Here is a 14,763-nt window from a genome sequence, read left to right on the forward strand (position 1 = left end):
GCCGGGTTCCGATTTCAGGAAGAAGGGGTAAAAGCTCCGGGTAGAGCTTTGGGTCAGCCCATGCCAAGCGCGTCCATATAGAGCTGGAGCATCGCTTCTTCTTCCTGACGTTCATGGTCTTCTTTTTTACGCAGACGAATAATGGTCCTCACGACCTTGCTGTCAAACCCCGAACCCTTCAATTCCGCGTAAACTTCCTTGATATCGTCGGCGATGGTCTTTTTTCTTCCTCGAGGCGCTCAATGCGCTCGATGAAGGCACGCAATTGGCCGACGGCAATGGTTTGGGCTTCGCTGGTAATGTCGTCGCTCACGCGGCTTCTCCAATTCTTGTCTTGATGGGTGCGAACAGCGCGGAGGCACGATTTCGCATGTCTGAAATTCTGCACCGGTTTTCCCGCGAGTCGCGGGCAAAATTAAGAGCCTTTTCGATGCCCGGCACGATTTATGGGGCCAAACCTTGTGGAAGAGTGTGGAACACTGTGGAAAAGCGGTGGTTCACGCCACCGTGCCGGTGCGCGAGCCGAAATGCCGGACCTCGTGCATGCCGTCGAGCGTGTTGATCTGCCGCAGCATCGGAGCAAGCCGTTCCGCCCATTCCACCGCTCCGGCCTCGTCTGCGATCAGATCCTGCCGCACCTCGATCAGCACATGGGCAAAGCCCTTGGCCGTGGCGTGGCGATACATGGCGTCGTTGCGCAATGCGCCGTCATAGGGCTCGTTGTCGCCGACCACCAGACCGGGCTCGGCGCGCAACAGCGACAGAAGCGGCGCGACGGCGCGGTTGTCCTTGTCCCACAGTAGGCCGATCTGCCAGGGGCGGGCCCTGTCTTTCCAGCGCGGTGTGAATGAATGGATGGATACGATGAAGGGCGCATGTCCGCTTTCGCGTTCCACGCGGGCACTCATTTCCGTCACAGCCTCATGATAGGGACGGTAAAAACGGGTCAGCCGATCTTCCCGCTCACCCGCCGACATCGGATAATTGCCGGAAATAACCGCGCCATCCGATAGCTGCATGATGAGCGTCGGGTCATCCTCGCCGCGATTGGGATCGATCAGCAGACGGGAAAAGCCGCCAAGCACTGCGGGCGCCTGAAGGCGGCCAGCCAATGCCCGCGTCAGGGCTTCGACACCGATGTCATAAGAGATATGACGGTCGAATTCGCTTTCTTCCAGACCCAAACTACCGTATTCGGCAGGCACGTCGCGCCGTGCGTGGTCGGCGGTCAGAAGCAGGCCGAGGCGAAAATCGCCTTCAATCCTGTAAACGGGCGAGAACGAAGTGGCTGACGGTTTTGCGAACGACACGGATTGAATTCCCAGGAACAATTCGGGATTGATTTTCATCGGGCGCGGGAAGCTGTTTCAGGTCTGTCATGAGAAAGCCGGGATTGCAACGATCATTCTTTCGTCATGTGCTTTCTTCTCGGCGGGACTGCGTTGACATCACCGGCGAAACTGCCGAAAAGAGAGCGACCGAAATGGGATTTCCAGACGTGAAACAAAAGCGATTGCGGGCTGAAGGGGTTCGGCGGATGCGACTTCCACACTTCCTGGCTGTATTTTCCGCCGTGTTGCTTGGTGCGCTCGGCATGACCTCTGTGGAGGCGCGGGCCGATTTCCGCGTCTGTAATTCGACGCAGAATCTTGTCGGCGTCTCCATCGGTTACCGGGCCAAGACCGGCTGGGTAACGGAAGGCTGGTGGCATATCGAAGGCTCGACCTGCAAAACGCTGATCGAAGGCCCGCTGACGTCGCGCTATTATTATCTCTATGCCGAGGATGCCCAAGGCGACGGCCGCTGGCAGGGCAATGTGAATATGTGCGTCGCGGAAAAGGAATTCCGCATCTCGGGCGTGCAGGATTGCTACGCGCGCGGCTTCCAGCGCAACGGCTTCCAGGAATATGATACCGGGGAACAGTCGAGCTGGATGGTTCAGCTTGCAGACGAAACACCGCCGGAAACCCCCACTGTTACAGGAACGAATAGTCAATGAAGCGCAACCGCAAGGTCAAGATTCTCGCAACGCTGGGTCCGGCGTCTGGCGAGGAAGCCGTCATCCGCAAGCTCTTTGAAGCCGGTGCCGATGTTTTCCGCATCAATATGAGCCATGCCGACCATGACCTGATGCGCACCCTCGTGAAGCGCATCCGCAATGTGGAAAAGGCCATTGGCCGCCCGATCGGCATTCTCGCCGACCTTCAGGGGCCAAAGCTGCGCGTCGGCAAATTCAAGGACGGAAAGGTCGATCTCGTTCCCGGCCAGACCTTCACGCTCGACAATAACGAAGCGCCCGGCGACGAAACCCGCGTCTTTCTCCCGCATCCAGAAATTCTGGAAGCGGTCGAGCCGGGCCACCGCCTGCTCATCGATGACGGCAAGCTGCATCTCGTGGCTGAAGCCACCGACGGCAAGTCCATCCGCTGTAAGGTCGTTTCCGGCACCCGCATCTCCGACCGTAAGGGCGTCAGCCTGCCGGACACCACGCTCGGTGTCGGCGCACTGACTGAAAAGGACCGCAAGGACCTTGATGCCGTGTTGAAGGAAGAAATCGACTGGGTTGCGCTGTCCTTCATCCAGCGCCCGGAAGATCTGGCCGAAGTGCGCAAGGTTTCGCGCGGCAAGGTCGGCATCATGTCGAAGATCGAAAAGCCGCAGGCGGTAACACGCCTTGACGAGATCATCGAGCTTTCCGATGCCCTGATGGTCGCCCGTGGCGATCTCGGTGTGGAAATGCCGCTTGAAAGCGTTCCGGGCATTCAAAAGCAGATCACCCGCCGCGCGCGCCGCGCCGGCAAGCCGGTTGTGGTGGCCACGCAGATGCTCGAATCCATGATCACCGCGCCGGTGCCAACGCGCGCCGAAGTGTCGGACGTTGCAACGGCTGTGTTCGAAGGTGCGGACGCCATCATGCTTTCGGCTGAATCGGCATCGGGCCAATACCCGGTCGAAGCGGTCGCCACGATGAACCGCATTGCCGAACAGGTTGAGCAGGAACAGACCTATTCGACCATCATCGATGCGCAGCGCGCAGCACCTGAACCAACCGGTGCCGATGCGATTTCGCTTGCGGCCCGCCAGATTGCCGAAACGCTGAAGCTCTCGGCCATCGTGACCTACACGGCTTCCGGCACCACCGGCCTGCGTGCCGCCCGTGAGCGTCCGCGCACACCGATCATCGCGCTGTCGCCGGTCGTCGACACCGCCCGCAAGCTGTCGCTCGTCTGGGGCCTGCATTGCGTCGTAACCGCCGATGCCCACGATCTGGAAGATATGGTCGATCACGCTTGCCAGATCGTCTTCGAAGAAGACTTCGGTAAAGCCGGTTCGCGCATCATCATCACCGCCGGTGTGCCTTTCGGTACGCCGGGTGCGACCAACATGCTCCGCATCGCCTATATAGGCGCCGACGGAAAGTCCGGCGTCTAAACTGGCGATATTCGGGCTCTGGTGGCCTGCAAATGGCACGTCTTTGAGCTTCCGGTGCTCACGTACTTTATGTACGCTCCGCTCCGGGTCTCAAAGCCCCATCATTTTCGGCACACCATCATCCCGAATCTCATCCAGTTTCGGTGCTCTTGCGTATAAGTAAAAAAACGCGCTCCTTCCGGGGCGCGTTTTTTTTTATGGGATAGGTCTGTTTGCAGACCGGCATCACAAAGAATGCAACTGTAGTGTTAGGTGCGCGTGTCGGCCAGCTCATCGGCTAGATCGCTGAAATTTTTCTGGGCGTCCCGCATCATCGGATAAACAATCAGCGCCTGCTCATAAGCCTTCATGGCCTGCTCCTTGAGGCCACGGACGCGCAGAATGGCCGCCATGCCCGTCAGGGCGCCGTAATGGCGCGGCTCCAGCTCCAACGTACGATTGATGTCATACATGGCGTGAGCATAATCTTTTTGCAGGAAATAAACCGTCGCGCGGCGGTTCCATGCTTCCGCATAATCCGGATTGAGAGCGATGGCTTCGTTCAGGAAATCGAGCGCTGACGTATAGCGATGTTCCAGCATGGCGGCGTTCGCCCATTGGACCAGAAGGTCGATGGTGGCGCTGCCGGATTGCGACCAGAGCGTATTGATCTGTGATGCGATGCGTCGTGCCTTGGCTTCGTCCGTTGTTTTGCGAAGCTCGGCAAACAGCTTGTCGAGACGCTCTTCCGGCGTCTGGGGCGCTGCCGCTTTGGCGGGGGCTGTTTGCGAGGAGGAGGGCTTCTGCTCGCTGTCTGCGCCGATCTGTACAGGCGTGAGCGGAGCAGTCAGCTGGGCGTTCAACGGCGCCTTATCGGGTGCCATCTCGGCGCGTGCGCCGTGAATGGTCAAAGTCGCCGCGCTGAATGCGGCAACCGTCGCAAAAATCTTCAGACATGCAAAAACGTTCCGCATATGCATAGATTTCCCTATGCACGGCGGAACGTCAAATGCAAAATCAAAAATAAGATTAGCCCTGACGAGCCTTGTAGCGCGGAGCAGTCTTATTGATGATGTAAACGCGGCCCTTGCGGCGGACCAGCTGGCAGTCGCGATGACGGCCCTTAAGCGCTTTAAGCGAGTTCTTGATCTTCATGTCAATCACCGGTCTGGTTGGCCCATCGACATGAACACGCCGCCGGGCTTCATAAAAACAGCGCCCAAGGCGCCAATTGATTACAGACACGGTATATGTGCCTGAAGGGTTGGCCGAAATACACAAGGTTTCGGGTAAATGTCAACTCCTGCGCGGCAGATTCACGGGCGGGAGCCTGAAAATCTTGTCGCAGCGGGCGGAGTCATCGGGAATCGTCCAGATTCCCGACAAAGCCTAGCGCGCGCGGGGCTTGATATGGGTCACATGGCCCATTTTCCGGCCTTCGCGAGCTTCCTTTTTGCCATAGAGATGCAGCACGGCATTGGGTTCCGATAGAATCGCTGGCACGCGATCAATATCGTTGCCGATCAGGTTTTCCATCAGGCAATCGGAATGCCGGTCCGTATTGCCAAGCGACAGCCCGGCAACGGCGCGGATATGCTGTTCAAACTGCGAGATCGCGCAGGCGGCTTCCGTCCAGTGGCCGGAATTGTGCACACGTGGCGCAAATTCATTGGCGAGCAGCGAACCGTCCTTGAGGACGAAGAATTCGAGCCCCAGAACACCGACATAATCCAGCGCATGCAAAAGCTTCTCTGCCGCCTGCCGCGCAGCATCCGCCGTCTGTGCGGAAATGCGGGCAGGAACGGTCGATGTCGAGAGAATGCCGTCCTTATGGACGTTTTCGGCGATGTCGAAAATGGCAACATTGCCGCTGCGGTCGCGCGCGGCGATGACCGAGACTTCACGATCGAAATCGACAAACCCTTCGAGGATCGCCGGGGCCTTGTTGATGGCGGTCAGCGCGTCATGGGCAGCTGTTTCGTCCAGCGAAGTCAGGCGCACCTGTCCCTTGCCGTCATAGCCGAGGCGGCGGGTTTTCAGGATACCGCGTTCGCCAAGCGCACCAAGTGCTGCGATCAACGTTTCTTCGTCATCGACCAGACGCCAGGGGGCGGTTTCGATGCCGCTTTCATTGAGGAACTGCTTTTCGTTGAAGCGATCCTGCGAAATTTCCAGCGCCGCTGGCGGCGGCAGGACGATTGCGGTCTCGGCAAGCTTGTCTGCGGCGCTGACCGGCACGTTTTCGAATTCATAGGTAATGACGTCGGACGCTGCGGCCAGTTCGGCCAGCGCTTTCGGATCGTCATAGGCGGCGACGATCTGGCGGTTGGCAACCTGCGCCGCCGGGCAATCTGCCTGTGGCTCCAGAATGACCGTCTGGAAGCCGAGCCGCGCTGCGGCCATGGCCAGCATGCGGCCCAATTGTCCGCCGCCGATGATGCCGATCGTTGCGCCGGATGTGAGTGCGGATTTTTCCATATCAGACCTCATTGGTAGGACGTTCAGCCACGCTCTCGGTCTGGGCGCTCCGCCACTCATCGAGACGGGCAGCAAGAGCATCGTCGTGCAGCGCCAGAACGGCGGCAGCGAGCAGGGCGGCGTTGACAGCGCCGGCGCGTCCAATGGCCAGCGTGCCGACGGGAATGCCAGCCGGCATCTGCACGATGGACAGGAGCGAATCCTGGCCGGAAAGAGCTTTTGACTGAACCGGCACACCAAACACCGGCAGTGGGGTCATAGCGGCGGCCATGCCGGGAAGATGTGCGGCACCGCCTGCGCCAGCGATCACAACCTTGAAGCCGTCGGCCTTCGCACCCTTGGCAAAGGCGACCAGCCGGTCGGGCGTGCGGTGCGCGGAAACGATACGGGCGTCAAAGCCGATACCGAGCGCCTCCAGCGTATCTGCGGCATGGCGCATGGTTTCCCAATCAGACTGGCTGCCCATGATAATGGCGACGTCGGCGGTAACGCTCATTGGTCTTTCCTGCTCCGTTTCATGCTTTCGCGGATGAGATATTGTGTGGGTAAAAATGATAAAGCCGGGCGGACCCCGGCTTTGCTTTCGATATGAGGCGCGATCAGGCGATGATGTCAGGAATGACCTGATCTTCCATTTCCTGAAGCTTGTCCTTGATCGCGAGTTTTTCTTCTTCATGCGCTGGACGCGCAACTGGTCGCAGCCGACGGCAATCATCGCATTAATTGCCGCATCGAAATCCGCGTGCTCCTGTTTCAGACGTGCGACGGCCAACCTGATCTCGGCCTGTTCCTGATCGGACATGCGAACCCCATTCTGTTGAATAGTTTTACGGGCTGCGCCGAACCTCGTTCAAGGCGCTGCGCAAGCCCGTTTCGGGCGAAGCCCTTATCACATTTTTCGCGATTGGAAAATGCTACCACGACAAATTCGACTTTGCACCAAACTCATGCCAAACTGTCATGGTTCTGTCATGGATGGCGGCTGTCGAAGGCGACAAATCAAAACCGCATGCATGGCAGCCGGGACTGCGTGTTGGCCCGGATAAACAGGAGGTGTGCCGGGCGTTCATGCAGTTAAGCAGATGGAACAACAGCACCTGCCGCAATGGTTGATCTGGGGTCGGTCTGGCTGTTCCGTTATCGTGTGGAAATCAACCAAAGGAGAACTGATGATGGCTATCGAGTCCCATCTTGCCACGCTTGAAAAGAAGCACGGCGCTCTGGAGCAGGAAATTTCCGATGCTTTGGCGTCACCGGCAATGGATGATCTTCACGTTGCGTCTCTCAAGCGCAAGAAGCTTATGCTGAAGGACCAGATAGAGAAGCTTAGATCTCAGGTAACGCGTCACTGACGCAAACCCAAGGGGCATGGACAGGGAAGCCGCAAAGGCGCTTCAAGCCATTTCATATCGGACGTGGAACAGACCGGCTTAAGCCGGGTGTTGCTGCAGCCTGATATAGCGATAAGCATCTCGGCCAGAACGGTCGATGGCGGCAGCGCCTTTGAGAGCGCATCTTGAAAACCGAAAAACGGTTTTCAGAAAAGATGTGCGTTGAAATAGACAGTTAGAGCGCCGATGTGATGAATCAGATCGAACCTCGCTCTCACGGCTGCACCTTGCCCGACCTGAGTTTAATATTGGCGGCTGTGCCACAGCCGCCGAACATTTTGATTCATGTTTTTTCTATCGGCGCGGTTTCAGCGCTATCCCGCTTCTTTCAATAGACGATCAGATCAGCTTTCCGTTTCGGCTCTCGGATCGAGGTTCATCGCTTCCGGTGTCGCACCACGTTCAGATGGCATGCTCTTGAACTGATCCTTCTCTTCCTTGGGCACAGCGGCGCGTTGGCGCGAGCGGAACAGCGCGTAGCCGGTAATCGAAATATGCGCCAGCATGGTTATGGCAAAGAGCCCGGACGGCCAGAATATATCCATGGCCGCAGCGGCCAGAAGCGGGCCGAGCATGGTGCCGAAACCGTAGAGCAACAGCAGGCCGCTGGAGACTTTCACAAAGCTTTCCGCCGTTGCATGGTCGTTGGCGTGCGCCACGGCGACCGGATAAAGCGCATACGCAAGTGCGCCGTAACAGCCTGTCATAACGATGATGACCGAGCCGTTCGACGGCCCGATGATGAATGCGACGAGGCCGACAAGCGCGGCCAGTGCGGCAACGCCCGCAAGTACAAAACGGCGATCCACCAGATCGGAAATGCGCCCGATAGGGATCTGCATCAATGCGCCTGCCGCAATGGTCACGCTGACCATGAGGGCGATTTCTGTGGTCGATATGCCGGATTTTGCGCCGAAGACAGCGCCAAGCGTGCCCCATGCGCCATTGGCGATGCCGATCAATATGCAGCCGACGAAGGCAGCGGGCGAGTTGCGGTAGAGCGCCTTTAGGTCGAGTTGCACTTCGGTCAGCGGTCTTGGGCTGACGGCTGTTGAAATGGCGGTCGGAATGAGCGCCAGACAGAAGAGAATGCCGCAAATCATGAACAGATGATCGGAGCGCACGTCGCCGCCCGCGACCAGCATCTGGCCGGTCATGGTCGCCCCGTAATTGACCATCATATAGAGGCCGAAAATCTTGCCGCGCGATTCGTTGGTGGCGCGCTCATTCAGCCAGCTTTCAATGACCATGAAGGCGCCGGCCATCGAAAAGCCGGTAAATGCGCGCAGGATCACCCATATGGTCGCATCGACGAATATGCCGGAGAGAAGTGCGATGACCGCCGCCGATGCGGCAAAGCAGCCGAAGGCGCGCACATGCCCGACACGGCGCACAAGGCGCGGAGCGAAAAGACAGCCCGCCACGAAACCGCCTGCCCAGGTGGTGCCCAGCATACCGAGCGAGGTGACCGAGAAACCTTCGGCACCGCCGCGCAGGGGCAAAAGCAACCCATGCAGACCCGATGCCATCAGGAGAAAGGCTGTTCCACAGAGAAGGGACAGGACCTGAATGTAAACGCGCACAACGACATTCCTATGTGATTGCCCCGCATTGATGCCGGGGATTTATGGAAGCCGCTGGCGTGGCTTCCACTGGCATTTTTAGCGAAACAAAGCTTCTGCCGCGGCGCGACTGTCGCCTTTCTTCAGTCTCTGGGTTTTCAGACGCTCGATTTCCGATTGCAACAAGACAATGCGCTGATCGATCTCCGCGACTGAAAGCAGCGACAATTCATCTTCGCTGAGCACAGCGCTGTCGCGTGGTTTTATCGCATCTTCTTCGAAACCGCTCATGGCCTTCCTCCGTGGTCAATGATGCCATAGTTACCGAGAAAAGATTTAACACCTTGAATCTTCGCATATACATTTGGGAAAATCGATTACGATTTCTCTAACGGAATTGCGTGTGGCCAGGATCGAACCCAGATCAGACCTTTTGTGAGGTATTTCTGCGACGGTGCGAAACTGTGTATGACGCATGCGCTTCCGGCTGCGTTGGAACAGGAGTTTTGATGATGATGGCCGATTTACCTTCACGGATGACTGCAATCGAGATTTCCGAACCGGGTGGCGCGCATATGCTGCGCCCCGTGCAGCGGTCCATGCCGGAGCCGGGGGAGGGACAGGTGCTGGTGCGTGTGCGGGCTGCGGGCGTCAATCGGCCCGACGTGCTGCAAAGGCAGGGAAATTATGCGCCGCCGACGGGTGCATCCGATATTCCGGGTTTGGAAATCGCAGGCGATATCGTGGCGGTTGGTGCGGGCGTGCAGCGCTTCAAGAAGGGCGATCAGGTCGTGGCGCTGCTGCCCGGCGGCGGCTATGCCGAATATGCTGTGGTGCATGAAACCAATGCGCTGCCGCTGCCCTCGGGCTATGGCTATATCGAGGCTGCGGCCATCCCTGAGACTTTTTTCACCGTCTGGCACAATGTTTTTCAACGTGGGGGCCTGAAGGAAGGCGAGACCCTGCTGATCCATGGCGGTTCGTCGGGCATCGGCACGACTGCTATCCAATTGGGCAAGGCGTTCGGAGCGACGGTGATCGTGACCGCCGGGTCCAAGGGTAAATGCGATGCCTGCGTGAAGCTCGGCGCCGATCACGCGATCAATTATCGTGACGAGGATTTCGTTACTGCCGTGAAGGAGCTGACTGGCGGGAAGGGTGCCGATGTCATTCTCGACATGGTGGGTGGCGATTATGTCGACCGCAATTATAAGGTTGCCGCCGAAGATGGCCGCATTGTGCAGATCGCGTTTTTGAACGGCGCCAAGGCGACCGCCAATTTCGCGCTGCTGATGACCAAGCGTCTGACCCATACCGGATCGACCCTGCGCGCCCGCCCGGTTGAATTCAAGGCAGAACTCGCACGCGAGCTGGAAGCAAAAGTCTGGCCGCTTCTGGCGGAGCGTCGTGTCGCGCCGGTCATGGATATGATCTTTTCCCTGAAGGATGCCTGGCGTGCCCATGAGCGCATGGAAGAGGGGCGGCATATCGGCAAGATCGTGCTCGATATCGCCTGAGAGTTTCGGCTCGTCATAGCCGCAATCGAGAAATCACGCACAGATTGTTGTGCGGGCTTCAGCGCATTCTTGCCCTGCTGCCAAAAAACCTATATATAGGCCGTGATTTCCCGGAAATTGTGGTTTTTTCCACGTCCCGCGCCACCGGAGCGGACGAACAGAAGGATTATATCTAATGGCCACTCAGCTTCTTATGCCGAAGGCAACGGCCGTCTGGCTTGTCGATAATACGGCTCTGTCGTTTGACCAGATTGCAGCTTTCTGCAAGCTGCATCCGCTGGAAGTGAAGGCGATTGCCGATGGCGAAGCCTCTCAGGGTATCAAGGGTCTCGATCCGGTCATTACAGGACAGCTTTCGCGCGAGGAAATCGCGAAGGGCGAAAAAGACCAGTATTACCGTCTGAAGCTTGCTGACCCGAAGGTTCGCGTTCCTGAAGCCAAGCGCAAGGGCCCGCGCTATACGCCGCTGTCAAAGCGTCAGGACCGTCCGAACGCGATTCTCTGGCTGGTGCGCAATCATCCCGAGCTGAAGGATGCGCAGATTTCGCGCCTGATCGGCACGACCAAGTCGACCATCGAACAGATTCGCAATCGTTCGCATTGGAACTCGGCCAATCTGACGGCGATGGACCCGGTCACGCTCGGCCTCTGCTCGCAGATCGATCTCGACATCGAAGTCGAACGCGCAGCCCGCAACCGTCCGGCTGCACCGGAATCCGACAGCACGCTGCTGCCGGCTTCGGCAACGGAAAACTTCGATTATCGCGACGAACCAGCTGCGGAAGAAGAACTCGACGCGGACAAGGTTTTCGCGAAGCTTTCGTCCCTCAAGGGCACGAACACCGACGAAGACGAAGAATAATCGTCAGGCATCCGCCTCTCGATATCTGTCAGTTGGCGCCCGGCTTTATGCCGGGCGTTTTCGTTCAGGCCGCCTTGTGTTCGGTTTTGTCCACGGGTGTTGCGTCTATCCAGCGCTCCAGAACCTGAACGTAGCGGCTTGCCGCGCTTTCGAGCGCATCCGGTGCCAGTTTGTCTGCTACATAGACGAAGAACGGCTCTGCCCATTCCAGCCCGCACCGATTGGCTGTGGCACGCAACGGAGCCATAAGATCATTCATTGGAAACAGGTTGCGTCCGCCGGGCGTATAGGCCTCGGGCACGTTGCCAGCGGTCGCGGCGATCATGATGGGCGTTCCTTCCAGTGCCCGGCCTTCCTGTTCATAAGTCACGTAAAACATGCGGGTCAGCACGGCATCCTGCCAGGCTTTTAAAAGCGGCGGCGTTGAATACCACTGGAGCGGAAATTGCAGCACGATGCGATCCGCCGCGAGAAGGCGTTGCGCTTCACGCTCGCCATCTTTGTAAAAGTCGATCCCGGTGGGATAGGCAGTCTGCATATCGACAATGTCCACTTCCGGCAGTTGGGCGGCTGCACCTGCCAGCGTGGCATTGGCTTTTGATTGCGACAAATCGGGATGAAAAAGCAAAATCAAAGTTCTGGACATCATCTGTTCCTTTCAACGGCTCCTTATGTTGGAAGGATGATGAAATCGATGCGGTAATTATTCCAATCTATTATTTATATATGTTATTATTGATTTTATGAATTTAAGGGCGCTCGATCTCAATCTTCTGGTCATTCTGGATGCACTTCTCGACGAGGCGCATGTCAGTCGCGCGGCGGATCGTCTGCATCTGACACAGCCAGCTGTGTCCAACGCCTTGCAACGCTGTCGAGCCGTCTTCGCCGATGAGTTGCTCGAACGCGGGCGCGGTTCGATGCGGCGCACGGCGCGCGCCGAAGCCTTGCGCGCGCCGTTGAAGACCTTGCTTTCCGATGTCATGGCGCTGGTCGACCCGCCGCATGTGCCATTGGCTTCGATCCGACAGACAATCAAAATCTGCATGGCCGATTATCCGGCCATCTTTGTGATCAAGCCGTTGTTGCAGGTCCTTGCTGCGGATGCGCCGGGCATCGATATCGTGGTGCAGCCGTGGCATGGCGCGGCGGCCGCAAAAGAAGCGCTGGTGAGCGGCGCAAGTGACCTTGCACTATCGGTGTTTCCAGATGCGGACGACGATCTTCAGCGCAAGCATCTGCTGGACGAGACGTACCGTGTCGTCATGCGCCGTGATCATCCAGCGGCCAGAGGGTTTACGCTCGATCACTGGCTGGCTTATCCGCACATACTGGTGTCGGGACGCGGCGACACCAACAGCCCGGCAGACAAGATTCTCGCTGAAAAGGGTTTGAAGCGGCGCATCGGTCTCGTGGTGCCCAATTTTGGCATGGTGCCGGATCTGCTGAAAAGCACGGATATGATCGCCATGCTGCCTTCGCATTGCGTTCTGGATGCGGATAGCGACCTTGTTGCCTTCCCGCCGCCTATCACAGTCAGCGGCTTTCCGTTGCATATTGCCTGGCACAAGCGCCGACAGGAGGATCAGGCGCTTCGATATATCGTGGCACAACTCAGTGCGATTCTGACGGAGCAATGAAGAAAAAACTCCGTCGAATGCAGAACATTCGACGGAGCAGAGGCTGCAGTCTTCTTGGGTGATTTCAATCCTTGAATGCGTTGTACTCGCTCATTTCCATCAGGCGGTAGAAATCGGCCAGCGTTTTGCCGCGCTCGGCGCGAAACCGGCGGCCCGCTTCGCTTGCTTCGACAATACGGTCGGTGCGGAAGGTGCGGAACGCATTGCGCAACTCGCACCAGCCGATGACGGTCCACACCTTGCCCCAGAACCACAGGCCGAGCGGGCGAATGTCGCGTTCGCTCTCGCGCGCTTCGAGGTCGCGGTAGCGGATATTGAGCACACTGCTTTCATCCACGGCGCGCTCGACAGCATCGATGATGCGGCGCTCGTCAATGCTGATTCTGGCAGTAGGGGCGTGGATCTGCGTGCCGGTGATCCGCGCACGTTCTTCCTTGGGCAGAACGGCTTCGATCTTGACCAGCGCTTCCTCGGCGCCGCGCGCCATGGATACGCCACCCCAGGCGCGGATGAGGCGCGCTCCTGCCACCAGCGCGACGATTTCATCCCGCGTGAACATCAGGGGCGGCAGCTCGAAACCCTGCCGCAATATATAGCCGACACCGGCCTCGCCATCGATCGGAACGCCGGTTGATTGCAGGTCGGATATGTCGCGATAGATCGTTCGTTCGGAGACTTCCAGCCGTTCGGCAAGCTGGCGCGCGGTGACAAGCCTGCCACCGCGCAGGTGCTGAACGATCTGGAAAAGACGGTCTGCTCTGCGCATTCCGGTTCACTCTCCGTTGCAATATTTTGTCTTGCGCTGTTCCAGATAGCGATCCGGCCAGCCCAAATCCTTGCGCAGATCTTTCGGTAAACCGTCCAGTGCCCGCTGGGTGCGGACAAAACGGCGGCGCTCATCATGCTTGCGCCGGTATTCCTTCAAGATTGCGATCAGCGGTGCGATTGCGAGTGCCATAGTTCATCTCCCTCATCCTTAGGGAAACACTATCGCACACCCCTCCTGACAGCTTTCTGTCAGGAGCAAAGCGATATTATTATGTCGCTAATATATGCCCACTGCAACAAGGGCGCGGGGTCTGCTTATGGTTTGAAGGGCGGTTCAGCCAGATAGCTGAGCGGCAGGCGACCGCCATCGGCATAGATCGTCTGGCCGGTGATGTAGCTTGCGTCCCGCGATGCGAGGAAGGAAGCGATGGATGCGATTTCCGCCGGATCGCCAATGCGGCCAAGTGGCGTTCGCGACAGGATCGTCTTTCGCGCCTCGGCGTCCGCATTCACTGCTGACAGCATATCGGTCTGGATCGAGCCGGGGCCGATGGCGTTGACGCGAATGCCCCATTTCGCCAGCGCCACGGCCATGGTGCGTGTCAGCTGACTGAGCCCGCCCTTGGAGACGGAATAGGCAAGCTGGTCCGGCAGTCCGAAAATCGCGTTGATCGATGACATATTGATAATCGTGCCCGCTTCGCCGCCAGCTTCCACACGCGCGACCATGCGTTTGGCGACGGCTTGCCCGCACAGAAATGCGCCCTTCAGATTGACGCGCATGACGCGGTCGAAATCCTCTTCCTTGAGGTCAAGAAAATCCGTCTTGTGAACGATACCGGCATTGTTGACGAGAATATCGATCTCGCCAAGATTGGTGACGGTATAGGTCATCAGATTATGGATATCGAGCTTGTCGCCGACATCCGCCGCCATGGCGCGCGCATCGCCGAATTGTTCGAGGTCTTTGACCGCCTGCAAGGTGGCCGTGTTGTCGATATCCGACAGAACGACGCTGGCGCCGTCCATGAGGAAGCGTTTTGCGATGGCATAGCCAATACCGCGGGCAGCGCCGGTGACGATGGCTACCTTGCCTTCAAGCTGCATGGTCTGTTCTCCGTTTCGCGCGGAGAG

At 58.1% G+C, this 14,763-nt stretch carries 17 protein-coding genes and 2 pseudogenes; 6 read left to right on the forward strand and 13 right to left on the reverse strand.

Annotated features, from left to right (window positions below):
- Positions 1–53 precede the first annotated feature (53 nt).
- Positions 54–313 (reverse strand): annotated as a pseudogene (locus QLQ11_RS10415) (DUF2312 domain-containing protein).
- A 184-nt stretch (positions 314–497) separates the two neighbouring features.
- Positions 498–1,349: an N-formylglutamate amidohydrolase gene (locus QLQ11_RS10420; RefSeq protein WP_109369780.1), complete on the reverse strand. Its 852-nt coding sequence runs from the start codon at positions 1,347–1,349 to the stop codon at positions 498–500.
- A 188-nt stretch (positions 1,350–1,537) separates the two neighbouring features.
- Between QLQ11_RS10420 and QLQ11_RS10425 the strand changes: the two genes are divergently transcribed.
- The gene (locus QLQ11_RS10425; RefSeq protein WP_109369779.1) at positions 1,538–1,999 is read left to right on the forward strand and encodes a DUF1036 domain-containing protein; all 462 of its coding nucleotides are present in this window, start codon (positions 1,538–1,540) and stop codon (positions 1,997–1,999) included.
- A complete protein-coding gene (gene pyk, locus QLQ11_RS10430; RefSeq protein ID WP_109369778.1) occupies positions 1,996–3,432 on the forward strand; it encodes a pyruvate kinase in 1,437 nt (478 codons plus the stop codon). Before QLQ11_RS10425 ends, pyk begins: the two co-directional genes overlap by 4 nt.
- A gap of 248 nt (positions 3,433–3,680) precedes the next feature.
- Here pyk and QLQ11_RS10435 read toward each other — a convergent pair whose 3' ends face one another.
- From QLQ11_RS10435 to QLQ11_RS10455, 5 genes and pseudogenes are all read right to left on the reverse strand, one after another.
- Positions 3,681–4,403: a tetratricopeptide repeat protein gene (locus QLQ11_RS10435; protein WP_109369777.1), complete on the reverse strand. Its 723-nt coding sequence runs from the start codon at positions 4,401–4,403 to the stop codon at positions 3,681–3,683.
- 37 nt (positions 4,404–4,440) lie between these two features.
- The gene (gene ykgO / locus QLQ11_RS10440) at positions 4,441–4,566 is read right to left on the reverse strand and encodes a type B 50S ribosomal protein L36 (RefSeq protein ID WP_010661422.1); all 126 of its coding nucleotides are present in this window, start codon (positions 4,564–4,566) and stop codon (positions 4,441–4,443) included.
- Positions 4,567–4,800: 234 nt separating this feature from the next.
- The gene (locus tag QLQ11_RS10445; RefSeq protein ID WP_109369776.1) at positions 4,801–5,889 is read right to left on the reverse strand and encodes a 5-(carboxyamino)imidazole ribonucleotide synthase; all 1,089 of its coding nucleotides are present in this window, start codon (positions 5,887–5,889) and stop codon (positions 4,801–4,803) included.
- A gap of 1 nt (position 5,890) precedes the next feature.
- The gene (gene purE / locus QLQ11_RS10450; protein WP_109369775.1) at positions 5,891–6,385 is read right to left on the reverse strand and encodes a 5-(carboxyamino)imidazole ribonucleotide mutase; all 495 of its coding nucleotides are present in this window, start codon (positions 6,383–6,385) and stop codon (positions 5,891–5,893) included.
- A 103-nt stretch (positions 6,386–6,488) separates the two neighbouring features.
- Positions 6,489–6,691: pseudogene (locus QLQ11_RS10455) on the reverse strand (YdcH family protein).
- A 367-nt stretch (positions 6,692–7,058) separates the two neighbouring features.
- On the opposite strand from QLQ11_RS10455, the gene QLQ11_RS10460 reads away from it, so the two are divergent.
- On the forward strand, positions 7,059–7,241 hold the full coding sequence (locus QLQ11_RS10460; protein WP_171058804.1) for a YdcH family protein: 183 nt from the start codon (positions 7,059–7,061) through the stop codon (positions 7,239–7,241).
- Positions 7,242–7,624: 383 nt separating this feature from the next.
- On the opposite strand, the gene QLQ11_RS10465 is transcribed toward QLQ11_RS10460, so the two are convergent.
- Positions 7,625–8,863: an MFS transporter gene (locus QLQ11_RS10465; protein ID WP_109369774.1), complete on the reverse strand. Its 1,239-nt coding sequence runs from the start codon at positions 8,861–8,863 to the stop codon at positions 7,625–7,627.
- Between the two features lie 78 nt (positions 8,864–8,941).
- The gene (locus QLQ11_RS10470) at positions 8,942–9,133 is read right to left on the reverse strand and encodes a DUF1192 domain-containing protein (RefSeq protein WP_078339509.1); all 192 of its coding nucleotides are present in this window, start codon (positions 9,131–9,133) and stop codon (positions 8,942–8,944) included.
- Between the two features lie 221 nt (positions 9,134–9,354).
- Here QLQ11_RS10470 and QLQ11_RS10475 point away from each other — a divergent pair, with 221 nt between their 5' ends.
- The gene (locus tag QLQ11_RS10475; protein WP_109370314.1) at positions 9,355–10,359 is read left to right on the forward strand and encodes an NAD(P)H-quinone oxidoreductase; all 1,005 of its coding nucleotides are present in this window, start codon (positions 9,355–9,357) and stop codon (positions 10,357–10,359) included.
- A gap of 175 nt (positions 10,360–10,534) precedes the next feature.
- Positions 10,535–11,221, forward strand: coding sequence for a DUF1013 domain-containing protein (locus tag QLQ11_RS10480; protein ID WP_078339508.1), 687 nt, complete (start codon positions 10,535–10,537; stop codon positions 11,219–11,221).
- Between the two features lie 64 nt (positions 11,222–11,285).
- Here the strand turns inward: QLQ11_RS10480 and QLQ11_RS10485 are convergent, their stop codons facing one another.
- Positions 11,286–11,870: an NAD(P)H-dependent oxidoreductase gene (locus tag QLQ11_RS10485; protein ID WP_244597178.1), complete on the reverse strand. Its 585-nt coding sequence runs from the start codon at positions 11,868–11,870 to the stop codon at positions 11,286–11,288.
- Between the two features lie 94 nt (positions 11,871–11,964).
- Here QLQ11_RS10485 and QLQ11_RS10490 point away from each other — a divergent pair, with 94 nt between their 5' ends.
- Positions 11,965–12,861 carry a LysR family transcriptional regulator gene (locus tag QLQ11_RS10490; protein ID WP_109369773.1) on the forward strand — a complete coding sequence of 299 codons (897 nt, stop codon included), beginning with the start codon at positions 11,965–11,967 and terminating at the stop codon, positions 12,859–12,861.
- A 64-nt stretch (positions 12,862–12,925) separates the two neighbouring features.
- Here QLQ11_RS10490 and QLQ11_RS10495 read toward each other — a convergent pair whose 3' ends face one another.
- From QLQ11_RS10495 to QLQ11_RS10505, 3 genes are all read right to left on the reverse strand, one after another.
- Positions 12,926–13,627, reverse strand: a complete 702-nt coding sequence (locus tag QLQ11_RS10495) for a YafY family protein (protein WP_078339507.1) — start codon at positions 13,625–13,627, stop codon at positions 12,926–12,928.
- Between the two features lie 6 nt (positions 13,628–13,633).
- On the reverse strand, positions 13,634–13,819 hold the full coding sequence (locus tag QLQ11_RS10500; protein ID WP_109369772.1) for a hypothetical protein: 186 nt from the start codon (positions 13,817–13,819) through the stop codon (positions 13,634–13,636).
- A gap of 125 nt (positions 13,820–13,944) precedes the next feature.
- A complete protein-coding gene (locus QLQ11_RS10505; protein ID WP_109369771.1) occupies positions 13,945–14,736 on the reverse strand; it encodes an SDR family NAD(P)-dependent oxidoreductase in 792 nt (263 codons plus the stop codon).
- Positions 14,737–14,763 lie beyond the last annotated feature (27 nt).

Origin of the sequence: Ochrobactrum sp. SSR (assembly GCF_030067775.1) — a bacterium.
Classification (GTDB): domain Bacteria; phylum Pseudomonadota; class Alphaproteobacteria; order Rhizobiales; family Rhizobiaceae; genus Brucella; species Brucella teleogrylli.

Excerpts from the sequence above, each read along its gene's own strand:
- QLQ11_RS10420 (WP_109369780.1), bottom strand. The coding sequence starts at position 1,349 with ATGAAAATCAATCCCGAATTGTTCCTGGGAATTCAATCCGTGTCGTTC.
- QLQ11_RS10445 (WP_109369776.1), bottom strand. The coding sequence starts at position 5,889 with ATGGAAAAATCCGCACTCACATCCGGCGCAACGATCGGCATCATCGGC.
- pyk (WP_109369778.1), top strand. The coding sequence starts at position 1,996 with ATGAAGCGCAACCGCAAGGTCAAGATTCTCGCAACGCTGGGTCCGGCG.
- QLQ11_RS10505 (WP_109369771.1), bottom strand. The coding sequence starts at position 14,736 with ATGCAGCTTGAAGGCAAGGTAGCCATCGTCACCGGCGCTGCCCGCGGT.
- QLQ11_RS10480 (WP_078339508.1), top strand. The coding sequence starts at position 10,535 with ATGGCCACTCAGCTTCTTATGCCGAAGGCAACGGCCGTCTGGCTTGTC.
- QLQ11_RS10500 (WP_109369772.1), bottom strand. The coding sequence starts at position 13,819 with ATGGCACTCGCAATCGCACCGCTGATCGCAATCTTGAAGGAATACCGG.
- QLQ11_RS10490 (WP_109369773.1), top strand. The coding sequence starts at position 11,965 with ATGAATTTAAGGGCGCTCGATCTCAATCTTCTGGTCATTCTGGATGCA.
- QLQ11_RS10425 (WP_109369779.1), top strand. The coding sequence starts at position 1,538 with ATGCGACTTCCACACTTCCTGGCTGTATTTTCCGCCGTGTTGCTTGGT.
- QLQ11_RS10475 (WP_109370314.1), top strand. The coding sequence starts at position 9,355 with ATGATGGCCGATTTACCTTCACGGATGACTGCAATCGAGATTTCCGAA.
- QLQ11_RS10495 (WP_078339507.1), bottom strand. The coding sequence starts at position 13,627 with ATGCGCAGAGCAGACCGTCTTTTCCAGATCGTTCAGCACCTGCGCGGT.
- QLQ11_RS10460 (WP_171058804.1), top strand. The coding sequence starts at position 7,059 with ATGATGGCTATCGAGTCCCATCTTGCCACGCTTGAAAAGAAGCACGGC.
- ykgO (WP_010661422.1), bottom strand. The coding sequence starts at position 4,566 with ATGAAGATCAAGAACTCGCTTAAAGCGCTTAAGGGCCGTCATCGCGAC.
- QLQ11_RS10485 (WP_244597178.1), bottom strand. The coding sequence starts at position 11,870 with ATGATGTCCAGAACTTTGATTTTGCTTTTTCATCCCGATTTGTCGCAA.
- QLQ11_RS10470 (WP_078339509.1), bottom strand. The coding sequence starts at position 9,133 with ATGAGCGGTTTCGAAGAAGATGCGATAAAACCACGCGACAGCGCTGTG.
- purE (WP_109369775.1), bottom strand. The coding sequence starts at position 6,385 with ATGAGCGTTACCGCCGACGTCGCCATTATCATGGGCAGCCAGTCTGAT.